Genomic DNA, 12,536 nt, shown 5'->3' on the forward strand with positions numbered 1-12,536 from the left:
GCTAATTTTGTTTCTCTATTTGGTTAAATTCCAGTTCAACTGGGGTGTCTCGTCCAAAGATGGAAAGTAAGGCTTTAACTTTACTACGTTCGGGACTTACTTCCACTACTTCTCCTTCAAAATCTTTAAACGGTCCTGAGAGAACAATTATTTTATCTCCTACTTCCGTATCGATTTTGACGACAGGCTCTTGGACTTCTACCTGCTTAAAGATCCGTTCCACTTCCCCTGGACTTAGGGGGACTGGTTTAACGTGTCCTCTTCCTCTACCCACACTACGGCGTTGTTCTGACCCCACAAAGTTGATCACATTAGGGGTATTTTTGACAACTAACCAAGCATCATCGTCCATGATCATTCTCACCAACACATATCCAGGGAAGACTTTTTCTTCTCCATGGTGACGAGAACCATCTTTACGAACTTTAACCGTAGGAGTTTTGGGGATTTGGATCCGCAAGATTCTATCAGCTACATCAAGGGTATGAATCCGTTGTTCTAAGTTCGCTTTGACCCGCTTTTCACAGCCGGACGCGACTTGAACAGCATACCAACGAGCCGCTTTTCTTTTGTCTTCGAGTTGTTCTATTTCCGGTGAGTGATCTTGGGCAAAACTCATTAGAATACCTTCCCTGCTCCCCAACTGAAAAGATTATCGACGAGATAGATAACCGTAGCCACTAAACTGACCATCAGGATAACTGCCGCTGATTCACTAAGTAATTGCTGTTTAGAAGGCCAAACAATTTTGGTCAATTCGTCTTGAGTATCCCCAACAAAATTAGATTTTTTTGTTTCGTCATTGTTGGTTTTTGGCTTTATATGATCAATTTTAGTCATAGTTACCTATATTTGCCCATAAAAGTTACCTATCATCAGTTTTTGCTGTTATTCCGAATAAATAGATAGCCTATTATATTCGTACAAAAACACGCCCTGGAGGACTCGAACCCCCGACATCAGGTTTTGGAGACCTGCGTTCTACCAACTGAACTAAGAGCGCACAGCCTGAGCAGTAACTGATAGTTACTCTTTTACCGCCTCTCAATCATAGCGCAATTTAGTTACATTTCACGCTTTTTTTGTGCGCACTGTTATTGGAAAGTTTTATAAAGGGCGATCAAAACGTTGACGAATACGAGTTGCTTTACCGACACGAGCACGCAGGTAGTATAGCTTAGCACGACGCACTTTTCCTCTGCGTATAATTTTGATATCAGCCACTCTAGGAGAGTGTAATAAAAAAACCCGTTCAACCCCCACGCCTTGGAAAATTTTGCGGACAGTAACGGTTTCATTAACTCCACCATTACGCATGGCAATTACTGTCCCCTCATAGGGCTGGGTCCTTTCCTTCCCTCCTTCTCTAATGCGAACTCCGACACGAATGGTATCTCCCACATGAATAGTGGGTAAATCTGACTTAAGATGTTCGGCTTCAATTGACTTGATAATTTCTTGGGCGTTCATGACTTTTGCAAAAACTCACAATTCATCATTATACCTCACTTTTCTGCAATTAGATCTATACTTTCGTAAAATTAGGTAAAAAATTTACACTAGATGGTTCCTATATCATCTTGACTAAAAAATGTTCTTTTATAAATTCTTACTTTGTTTGTCATTAGTTATTAATGGATAATCATATTTGTTCACCACAAAGTTTATCAAAATAAAGTGAATTTAAATAAAAACGTAAGAAATAAAGTGTTTTACCAATTTATCCCTGTTTTGTCGTCTTTCTTAGCTGTTAACAGCTAAGAATAGTGGAAGTTTACCGATTAAATTAGGTGACAAATAAGAGGGGTTAGGACAAAAGAGTTTCTTAAAATAAAATAACTGGTCAATCAACAGATATTTTCTGTGAGCAATCGCCTATAAATCAATATGATTTATAGGCGATTGCTGGAATAGACCCGATTCTGGTTGTCCACTAATTTCTGTGATACCAAACAAGTTGTTTCTTTTTTTATTTCTCCAAAGAAATCACTTCTAACTGTCAACTACCAAAATAATTGATAAACTTTATTAACCAAAGTAGTTTGACACACTTTTTTATAAACTATTCCGGCATTAATCGATGAAGCGATATTACTATGTAATTTCGTCAGCTAAGTACTTTTCATTATTATATAAATGACTGTTAGAACACTATATTCGTTATTTATAACTAATTTAAACTATTTTTAATCTCCTAGATGTTTTCTTTTTGTATCTTGACTGAGAGACTATTTTTAGTAGCTTATTAGAAAGTTTAGAAAGCTAACTTTGATTGATCTCGGGGTATTCATCATAAATATCATCTATCTATTATAATGATTATTATCTAGTTAAAGAGTATATGGAGACTATTTAAAATATTACAATTATAGTATTTTTTTTACTTTCATTTATTTATAAATAATGCTGAACATAACTAATTTTATTTATGATTAACTTTTCTAATCAACCAATAACTAATGGAAAGAGCTAAACTTGCTGCAGCTAAAGCAAATAAATCTGACTTTTGATATTTAACTGGATTAAAAATTATTATCTTTCTAGCAACAGCAATTAAGGCAGTCACAACTACTAATTCTACTTGAACAATATGTTTTTTTAGATAAGCAGTAATATTCTCTAAGAGCTCTAGTGCAATTAAAATATTCAGAAATAGACCAAAAATCTCAATAATAGTTGGACCAAAAAAGCCGATAGGCTCTTTTGTAAATAGATCTTTTGAAAGAATTAAAACAAGTTCAGAAAGAGAAATAAAGATAACAAAAATTAAGGCTAAAGATAATACTTTAGAAAGAAGATTCTCAACAACGTGGATAAATCTCAGGAAATTCTCGTCTTTAAATATTTTTATAATTGATTTTATCATTTAAAAATAGTTTATTTATTAACAGTTATTGAATTTTAAAACCTATCAAAAATAGTAGCATTTATTGCTACTATTTTTGATAATATATTCTTTGTCTTTATATCTAAATATAATAATAGTTTTTATAATTAATTTAATGTCTTATTCTATATATTTTCATAAATCTTGCTTAATGGATTTATGAGAAGAAAGATTGACTTCACTTGCATCTATCTGTTTGTTAATTAGATTTTTTTCTTTAAGTTTAGTAACTGCGAGACGCAAAGCATCTACCCGATTATCAAACCTATTTTGTAGAGAAATACGTTTAAAAATATCAAATTGTTGTAACCGTTCTTTGATTTTAATATTTGCCCCAACAATATAAATTTCTATTGATTTCTTTGCGGCTTCATCAACCATTTTTTCAATAGCTAAAGTTGCTGTTACTCCTAACAGTGGGACTCCGTTTAAATCAATAATCAGAGCATCATAATTATCTAGAATTGCCTGCCGTTGAGTGATTGCTTTTGCTGCCCCAAAACTCATAGGACCGCTCAAATCTAAGAGCATAACTCTTCTGTTGGCTTCTTCCATAAGATACTTGCTCATACCACATAATAGAGTGTCATCATCCGGTGTATCAATTGTTTTAACCAAATTGGATTGAATATCTGCTAGACGTTGGATAGTTAGAATATTGGCTATACATACTCCAATACCAACTGCTGTAATTAAGTCATAAAACACAGTCAGTAGCATTACTCCATACATAATAGCTGCTGCTTTTATTGAAAGTCTGTGAGCGCGTTTTAAGAATTTCCAATCAATGATATCAATCCCTACCTTTAGAACAATACCAGCTAAAACCGCTAAGGGAATATTTTTAGTTAAAGGAGCAGCCCAAAGTACTACAATCAATAAAATCAGAGCCCTACTTAATCCAGATAAGGCAGTACGTCCTCCAGCTTGGATATTAATTACCGTTCCCATGGTAGCTCCTGCCCCAGGAAGTCCTCCACACAAACCAGAAACTAGATTTCCAATTCCTTGACCAATTAGTTCTTTATTAGAGTCATGGTGAGTTTGAGTTAAACTATCGGCAATGACAGAGGTTAATAAAGCATCAATACAACCAAGCATTCCTAAAACAAGACCATCCACCAACATCTCATTGAGTTGATCGAGAGAAAAGATAGGAAAATGTAACTGGGGAAGTCCCTTGGGAATTTCACCAATGATACGGATATCTACTTCTGATAAAAAGAAAATTGTGATCAAAGTTCCCACAATGAGGGCAATTAATTGGGGTGGAACAAGCTTTTTAATTTTAGGAGGCATCAAGTAAAGAATGGCCATCGTCAACAATCCTAACGCTGTTTCAGACGGACTTAGTGTGGTGATAGAGTGAGGTAGTGCCTTTAAAATTTCAACAACTCCTCCTTTAGGATTTGCATGTCCCAGAAACGGTCCTAACTGAAGAATAATGAGGATTAGTCCAACCCCTGACATAAATCCTGAAACTACCGTGTAGGGCATAAGAGTGACGTACTTGCCCAACTTCAACAAACCGAAGATGATTTGAAAAATACCTGCTAGCATAACCGTAGTAAAAGCCATGGCTAGACCATTGTCTGGATTGTACGCAATCATTTTTGTTACAACAGCTGTCATCACTACTGTCATCGGGCCCGTAGGTTCAGAAATTAACGTGGGTGTTCCGCCAAATAAAGCAGCACAAAAACCGACTAATACTGCTCCCCATAGTCCGGCGATCACTCCTGTCCCTGAAGCCATTCCAAAAGCCAAGGCCATAGGCAAGGCAATCACAGCTGCGGTAACTCCGCCAAAGATATCGCCCTGTAAATTTCTAAAATGAATACGATTAGTGATCTGCATATGTTGTTGAAGGTCAATTATATTTTTCTGTTTAATTATCTTGCTTAAATCCTTTAAATTATTTTAGGCATTTTTGTACGAGTCTTTTTAGATTTTTATTCAACTTTTGCTTAAATACTAGAACAGTTCTGACAATTTACTCATTTATTGCCAAAATAGTTTTTTTCTATAGAACTATTCAGATTCTGTACCGTTAATCGATAAGTGCTTAAATATTATCAAACTAAAAGTTACGAAGATTTAAATACCACCTATACAGATAATCTTACCTTTATAAGTTGGACAACAATTATTATTATTTAAGGATATTACTGAACATATACAAGAACATAAAAAATATTGAAGACATGAGTAATTAACAGAAATAGTTCCTATACTAGTCCAAACTTTGTTTTTGCACAAAAAATCAATCAATAAAGTTTTTTACGTAGATTTTTTATAATTAAAACATTTTTAAAATAAATTATATTTGATTTAATACTTTTCATAGTTGCTTTTCTTAATCAACTTGATACTTTATCTTAAACTAAGAGATAAAAGCATTGAAAAGATAGAAATTTTCTCTATTATGTCTTTTATCCTATTGAGCATCTAGTTTTAAGGAAATTTCATGGACACAAAATCTACTATTTTAGTGACAGGAGGAGCAGGGTATATCGGTTCCCACGCCGTACTTGCTCTCCAAGAGTCGGGGTACAACGTAATTATCTTGGATAATCTTAGTGAAGGGCACCCTGATCTGGTTAAGGATGTCCTACAAGTTGAATTGATTGTGGGAGACACGAATGATCGTCTCATACTAGATGAAATTTTTGCTCGCCACGATATCGCAGCAGTTATGCACTTTGCTGCCTATGTTGCCGTCGGGGAATCAGTGACTAATCCTGACCGCTATTATAGGAATAATGTGGTTGGTACCTTGACTTTATTAGAAGCCATGATAGCTGCTAACGTAAAAAAATTTGTCTTTTCTTCTACTTGCGCCATATATGGAATATCTCAGCAAATCCCTATGATGGAGAACTATCCCCAAGATCCTTTAAGTCCTTATGCAGTCAGCAAAGCGATGATAGAACGAATCTTGCAAGACTTTGATAAAGCCTATAACTTACGATATGTCGCTTTCCGTTATTTTAATGCGTCAGGAGCTAATCCTCAGGGGAGGCTGGGAGAAGATCATCATCCTGAGACTCACTTAATCCCTTTAGCTTTATTAACAGCCTTGAAAATACAGAAATCCTTATCTATTTTTGGCGTAGATTATGATACCCCAGATGGAACAGCAATTAGGGATTATATTCATGTTGATGATCTTGCCTCAGCTCATGTCCTAGGATTAGGATACCTTTTAGATGGAGGAAAAAGTGATGTTTTTAATTTAGGTAATGGTAATGGATTTTCCGTACACGAAGTGATTGAAACTGTTAAAAAAGTAACACAGATAGATTTTCCAGTTCAGGAACGAGATCGCCGTCCAGGAGATCCTCCTATCCTAGTTGGAAGTAGTCAAAAGGCCCGAAATACTCTGGGATGGAAACCTAAGTATTCAGACTTGGAAACTATTGTTAATCATGCTTGGTATTGGCATCAAAAACGCCATGGAAATATGGATAAATGAGAAAAATTTAATTTCTAGATTGATATTTTTTTCGTTGACCAATTTGTGAGTATTTTATATTTATTAGTAATAACTATTGATGGCAACTTAAATAAGTACAAAATACAGTTACTTTTTCTGTCATATAAGCTAGTTAGTTAAACTATTTTAAATATAAAGTTGCTGAATCAGCAAACTTGTTAAACTAATATCTCACACACAAAAAATCTACTCTTAATAAAGATGGGAATTATTATATAATGTCAGTCTATTCAATTTTTAAAAACAGTGTGTATAATGAGTGATAAAACTAAGCAGCTAATCGATATTGTAAAATGCATGGGAAAAGCCATAATTGCAACTACAAATACAGTAGAAAAATTAACCCAAAAATAAACCATATCTCTGACAAAATAGAACAACAGGAACATCAAATTCAACAGCAAGGACATCAAATATTTGTCTTGACTGAATCTATACAAACTTTAGTGGATAGCCAAAGTGAATCAAAGGAGCAGTTAACTGAGTTAACTAACATTCTTCGGTCCATAGTAACAAAGACTACTTAATTACAATGATATTTTCTAAAATAATTTTTATAAACACTTCATTGTTAGTAATTTTGACAAATCTGATTTTAGTTAGTTGTTCTGATGACATGGTTTCTCAATGTACAAAAATAATTTTAATTACTCAGGCAATTGCTAAAGAAAGTAAAACTAATCGTCAGACAGAGGATCTCCAAAAAACTTTGCACATGGCTGACTCTTTTGATAAGGCAGCAGACAAAATGAGAAATTTATCTATCTCTGATGATGATTTAGTTAAATATAAATCAGAATTTGCTGATATTTATCAAGGGTACGCCCGTACAACCAGGCAATTCATATCAGCACTGCAAGAAAAGGATATCAATACGATAAAGTTAATGCAACATCAATTACAACAATTAGGTAAAAAGGAACAAAAAATGGGTAATAGAATGAATAATTATTGTAAAGCTAAGTAATAATTTTCAACAAAAATAAAATATCTCCTTGAAAGGAAGTATCCAATCTTATTGTCTCATTGCAATGTGCCAGCTAAAATCATTTTAATTATTTGTTTAGCTTGGTAGCCATATCCATTCCCAAATAAATTAAAATGATTTAAAATATGATAGAGATTGTAAATTATTTTTCGTTTTTGGTAACCTTTATCTAAAGAAAAAATTTCGTTGTACCCTCTATAAAATTCATGTGGAAAACCTCCAAAAAGTTCAGTCATCGCTAAATCAACTTCATGATCTCCATAATAAGTAGCAGGGTCTAAAATAACCGGTTCTTTTTCTGTAGTTGCTGCTGTATTTCCTGACCATAAGTCGCCATGTACTAATGAGGGTTTAGGTTTTCTATCGGATAAAAGTTTCCTAACCATTTCCACAACTTGAGTACGTTCAGGAAAATCTATTTCACATCGTTTCGTCAACTTCAATTGATAACCAATACGATGTTCCGCAAAAAAATTTGCCCAATTATCGGTCCAAATATTTATCTGAGGAATAGAACCAATCATATTGTTGTGTTTCCAACCAAATTGATCAGCCCCTTGATGATAGTGCATCAACCCTAATTTACGTCCCATTTCTTTCCAAGATTGATTAGTCACTCGACTAAATTCTATCCATTCAAGTACAATATAACTGATATTTTCGGCTATTCCCCAACAAATTGCTTTAGGAACTCGAATACTTTTGGTATCTAATATATGCTTCAAATTCAACACTTCAGCAACAAACATTTTTGCCTTAGCAGCCCGATTAATTTTAACAAAATAGGTGATGTTATCTCCAATTAAGGAGTAACATTGACTGGTACAACCTCCATTAATAGAACGTCGGTTTTTAATCCGAAATTCCTGTTGAGTAACCTGGGAAATATGTTGAGCAATTTGTGTCCACATTTTACTAAATAATAAATAATTATTTATTATTTAAATGTACTACAGTAGTACCGTAAGTATTTAAAGACAAATAATAAAGATCAGCTTATTGGGAATCTTCTAAACTAGAGAATGTACACAATTTAGATAAGTTAAGTATAAACGGAATCTAAATATATTAATGGTTTGAATTCTAACAAAATTTGACTTAAATTTTTTCACTAATATTTGTATGATATTAGTAATATATTCAATAGCTATTTTTTACTACTTCTGTTATATTTATTTACTTCTTACTACAACATAAACTAATATTTTTACTAAAAAATTACTCACTATCACTATTGTTACTATCTCAAGTTTATACCAAATTTAATGAAAGTATAATATTTATTGGATAATTAATCCTTAAATGATAGATACTGGTATCAGTACTTGAGAATAATAGGGCAAAATTTTGACAAAGTTTTACGACGAAGATTATTATTTGAATGATGAGTCCTTTAAATAAAAACGATTAATATTTTTATTTAAAGGACTCATCAGCAATACTTGATTCGAACACTACACCCGATTGCTGCGGGACAGTATATTTTAAGTCTTCTGGAATACAATTGATGTAATTATAAGTATAATATCAAGAAATTGTGGTATTCATTAATACTCCTTCTCCTTTGACTAATCATTCAAACTCTCTATTTTTAAGAAAAGAAGTTCTTTTAAAAACTATATGTTTCATGAAATATGCAATTTTACTATTAATGGCATTGTATTCTAAGGTAGATATTACTTATAATCAGAGATTGAAATTGATCGCTTCAATTGGCATCTGTTCAGCAATGATGGTTAGTCTATTTGGAGTATAATTAATTATAGAAGCATTGAACACTAAGATTTTAAGCAACTTTGACATTATAAGCAACAAGATATAATGTTTTGCTACGAAAACATTATATCTTGTTACTCAGTAAAACTGAGGGACTATATCATTAAACTGAATACAGGAAGTAATTGTGTATACAACATCTATACATTCTTTTCTTGATCATTGAGTTTTATTATGAGTATTATAAACGTTCTAAAGTTTGTCTGTCTCAGCTAAATAACTTATACAATTAATGCAAAATTGATTAACAAAACTATATAGTATTTATAAGCATGTACTACTCGTATTTTTTGCTTATATTTAGTTGTTGATTAAGCATAAATTAGTTTTAGATTGAACATAATTAATATCTATTATTATTTATTAAATAATGATACAAATAAATCAATTATTTTTTTTGATAAATATCAATTTTGTTTTAAGAGATATACTTAATTTTTTTTTAGCGTGGTCTATTACGCTACATGATGCATTCAAAAATATTTATGAGTGTCTTATTTAAAAAATAAGAGCTTCAACATACGAACAAACTCGCTAAAATCAAAGAGAAGATACAAAAAGATAGAAACTCTATGATTCCTACTGTTATTGAAACTTCTGGCCGTGGTGAACGCGCATTTGATATTTACTCTCGTTTGTTACGAGAACGCATTGTCTTTTTGGGACAAGAGGTTAGAGACGAGAATGCTAACCTTATCGTTGCCCAGTTGTTATTCCTTGAAGCAGAAGATCCAGAGAAAGATATTTATCTGTATATCAATTCTCCAGGAGGGTCTGTATCGGCGGGATTAGGTATTTTTGATACCATGAATCAAATTCGCCCTGATGTCTCTACCATCTGTATTGGGTTAGCTGCTAGCATGGGGGCTTTTCTTCTCAGTGCAGGAGCCCAAGGAAAAAGGATGAGTTTACCTAACTCCCGTATTATGATTCATCAACCTCTGGGAGGGGCCCAAGGACAAGCTACAGACATTGAAATTCAAGCCAAAGAAATTCTTTATCTCAAGCAACTACTCAACGAACATTTAGCAAGTCACACAGGGAAATCCCTTGAGCAAATCACTCAAGATACGGAACGAGACTTCTTTATGTCTGCTGAAGAATCTCAAGAATATGGATTAATTGACCAAGTGATTAACCGTCGTCCTTCGGCTAGTAACCCTCCCCCTACTGCTATTAGCTAGGGAGTCTGGGAGGAATCCGGTAGAAATCCGGGAGAAACAAGAGTAGGGGTCAACGGAGATGGTTAACCCCTAGGTTTATTTAGATTAAAAGCGTTATTGAGTTATCTTTTTAAATGTTCTATTTCCTTAAATAGGGGCAAGAAAGAAGATTCTGTGTGGATTTATTTAAACTATATTTTTAAGTTTCATAAGGAGTTGGTAAACTTTCGAGATAATCAAGAAATTCAAGAAGTTCCTCATCGGAGAGAACTTGACGGGATCGCTTTCCATAAGTTTGAATCAAATATTCACGTCCCTGCATTTTGGTCCAACCTAAACGTTTCATTTCTATATTAGAACGACCAATAATTTCTGAAAATTCAAGAGGTTCTTCAATTGTCGTCAGAGAAGATTCTTTCTCAGAAGAAGATACTTCTGAAGCTACCTGACTGATAGTGGTCGTTGAAGTTGACATTTTACCTATCTCTGAGGTTGAAATAAATGTTTCTTGTACTTGAGAAGAACTTAGAGACTCTTTTTCCATCGGTTCAGATAATTTATCATCAAAACTGGTAGACTCTGCCTTTGTTAACCATGGTTTAGGAAAAATTTCCTCGATTGGTTCATTTACGATTTTATTGATATCGGAAATGGATAATGAATGGCTTGAAGATTTGCTTTTAGTTTCTTCCGTCAAACTTTCGGCTAATAATTTTTCAGAGTCGATTGTATCAATCACCTCAGTAGTAGGAACTTTCGAATAAGAAGATGGACTATGCGCCTTTATTTTCATCGATATTGTACTTGAATTATGATTATCTTGAGTTTGGAAAGTATTGAGATTGTTAGGTTCCAAAGAAACACTATCAAGTTTTAGTAACTTTAGAGCTCGGTTTCTCGCAATATCTTCAGCTTCCTCAATAGTATTAGCTCCTGCTAAACCTGTCCCCAACGTAACTGACCCAGCTTTGATTAGGACCCGCACAATATATTGTCCATGATTAATTGTGACTAATTCACCTACTATGCTACCTTGAGGATAAAGAATTCTGAATTTAGTTAACATAATTTTTTGAGCTACTTACTACTATTTCTATTCAGTCTTTTTGTACTATATTAGGATATAGAATTAGAGAAGTTTTAAAAGAAAATAAGTTGAATACAAATCCACTATAGTTTTATGAATTTCACGCATTTATTTCGTGTAAATGTTTGTATTACTCTTGCAAAGAGATTACTATACCTGGAAGAGCAATCTTTCACCTTAAGGGTGAGGGTCTAAAAACTAGACGGAACAATTAAGCCTAAATCGATGCACCGAAATAAACCAAAATATTTAAGAATCAATTCTATTATCTCCCTAATAGGGATAAGTATGCCTGTATTTTCCTAAGTAGTCAAAAGTATCAAGAAGTCGATTTTTGATAAATAAAAGTTTTCCAGTAGTTAAAATACGATAAATTTACGGCTCACAAATAGTTTAGCAATACTAATTTTGGAAGTATTAAAATAGAAAAAGGTAAAATACACTATTTCCTATCTAAACTAAGTTAATGAAGTAATAATATCCCATTACTGAGGATGGGAGACTGTGCTATGTTCCTATCCAACTTATTGCTGGGATGTCAAATGAGGTAGAATAAACACTAACCTCACTTTCGTCAAAGATAAACCTCGCAAGTGTCACCTACCTTGGTAGAATTAAAGTCTAGATTAGTTTGTGAAAAGAAAGTGTTGACGACTTAATTCCTCACACTTACTTTGAACAGAGTTAATCTCCAATGAGAGCGGACCTTCTCACTAGATACAACTCTCACTCTGTTCTTGCAAGACACGACTTATCAAGCACAAAATAAAAAATTCCTGGGAGCAATTTCACTGCTAATATAGATCTTCAGCAATAAATAAGGCGGCAAACTCAAGTATATAAAGAGTCGCTTCTTAATTGTCAAAGGAGGTCTTATCGGGGAAGCTGACTAAGCTGTTTTAAAGATTTAAATCTTAAGAATAAAAACAGCAATCATTTAACTTAAGCCACGATCCTAGTTAGCTAAGCTTTCTGACTTAACTAGGCAGTCTTCCCATTGAAGAAAAAACTTTTCTTGACTTCAAGGTGTCAAAGTATAGAGGACGTAACCGTTTAGGTAATTACCGAGCAACTACTCTTTTATGATTTTAGCCACCAATGAGATCCACTCACATTTAGTAAGGAAGATTAATAGATAA

At 33.4% G+C, this 12,536-nt stretch carries 11 protein-coding genes and 1 tRNA gene; 4 read left to right on the top strand and 8 right to left on the bottom strand.

Annotation, left to right across the window (positions count from 1 at the left end):
• Position 1 precedes the first annotated feature (1 nt).
• The 6 genes from nusG to OXU93_RS08610 form a co-directional block, all read right to left on the bottom strand.
• The gene (nusG, locus tag OXU93_RS08585) at positions 2-619 is read right to left on the bottom strand and encodes a transcription termination/antitermination protein NusG (RefSeq protein WP_267383783.1); all 618 of its coding nucleotides are present in this window, start codon (positions 617-619) and stop codon (positions 2-4) included.
• Positions 619-840, bottom strand: a complete 222-nt coding sequence (gene secE / locus OXU93_RS08590) for a preprotein translocase subunit SecE (RefSeq protein ID WP_267383784.1) — start codon at positions 838-840, stop codon at positions 619-621. Before secE ends, nusG begins: the two co-directional genes overlap by 1 nt.
• 90 nt (positions 841-930) lie before the next feature.
• Positions 931-1,003, bottom strand: a tRNA-Trp gene (locus OXU93_RS08595).
• A gap of 104 nt (positions 1,004-1,107) precedes the next feature.
• Positions 1,108-1,470, bottom strand: a complete 363-nt coding sequence (gene rplS / locus OXU93_RS08600) for a 50S ribosomal protein L19 (protein ID WP_267383787.1) — start codon at positions 1,468-1,470, stop codon at positions 1,108-1,110.
• Between the two features lie 952 nt (positions 1,471-2,422).
• Positions 2,423-2,866 carry a phosphate-starvation-inducible PsiE family protein gene (locus OXU93_RS08605; protein WP_267383788.1) on the bottom strand — a complete coding sequence of 148 codons (444 nt, stop codon included), beginning with the start codon at positions 2,864-2,866 and terminating at the stop codon, positions 2,423-2,425.
• Between the two features lie 156 nt (positions 2,867-3,022).
• Positions 3,023-4,744 (bottom strand): SulP family inorganic anion transporter, encoded by a 1,722-nt coding sequence (locus tag OXU93_RS08610; protein WP_267383789.1) that lies wholly within the window; start codon positions 4,742-4,744, stop codon positions 3,023-3,025.
• A 610-nt stretch (positions 4,745-5,354) separates the two neighbouring features.
• Here OXU93_RS08610 and galE point away from each other — a divergent pair.
• The 3 genes from galE (at position 5,355) to OXU93_RS08625 (ending at position 7,350) form a co-directional block, all read left to right on the top strand.
• The gene (galE, locus tag OXU93_RS08615; RefSeq protein WP_267383790.1) at positions 5,355-6,362 is read left to right on the top strand and encodes a UDP-glucose 4-epimerase GalE; all 1,008 of its coding nucleotides are present in this window, start codon (positions 5,355-5,357) and stop codon (positions 6,360-6,362) included.
• A gap of 314 nt (positions 6,363-6,676) precedes the next feature.
• Positions 6,677-6,910, top strand: coding sequence for a hypothetical protein (locus OXU93_RS08620; RefSeq protein WP_324127161.1), 234 nt, complete (start codon positions 6,677-6,679; stop codon positions 6,908-6,910).
• 53 nt (positions 6,911-6,963) lie between these two features.
• On the top strand, positions 6,964-7,350 hold the full coding sequence (locus OXU93_RS08625; RefSeq protein WP_267383791.1) for a hypothetical protein: 387 nt from the start codon (positions 6,964-6,966) through the stop codon (positions 7,348-7,350).
• Positions 7,351-7,406: 56 nt separating this feature from the next.
• Here OXU93_RS08625 and OXU93_RS08630 read toward each other — a convergent pair whose 3' ends face one another.
• Positions 7,407-8,282, bottom strand: coding sequence for a fructosamine kinase family protein (locus OXU93_RS08630; protein WP_267383792.1), 876 nt, complete (start codon positions 8,280-8,282; stop codon positions 7,407-7,409).
• A 1,416-nt stretch (positions 8,283-9,698) separates the two neighbouring features.
• On the opposite strand from OXU93_RS08630, the gene clpP reads away from it, so the two are divergent.
• Entirely contained in the window at positions 9,699-10,331 is a 633-nt protein-coding gene (gene clpP, locus OXU93_RS08635; protein WP_267384875.1) for an ATP-dependent Clp endopeptidase proteolytic subunit ClpP, read from the top strand.
• A 178-nt stretch (positions 10,332-10,509) separates the two neighbouring features.
• Here the strand turns inward: clpP and OXU93_RS08640 are convergent, their stop codons facing one another.
• A complete protein-coding gene (locus OXU93_RS08640; RefSeq protein WP_267383793.1) occupies positions 10,510-11,376 on the bottom strand; it encodes a hypothetical protein in 867 nt (288 codons plus the stop codon).
• Between the last annotated feature and the right edge of the window lie 1,160 nt (positions 11,377-12,536).

This window comes from Cyanobacterium sp. uoEpiScrs1 (assembly GCF_947331815.1).
Lineage (GTDB): Bacteria > Cyanobacteriota > Cyanobacteriia > Cyanobacteriales > Microcystaceae > Rippkaea.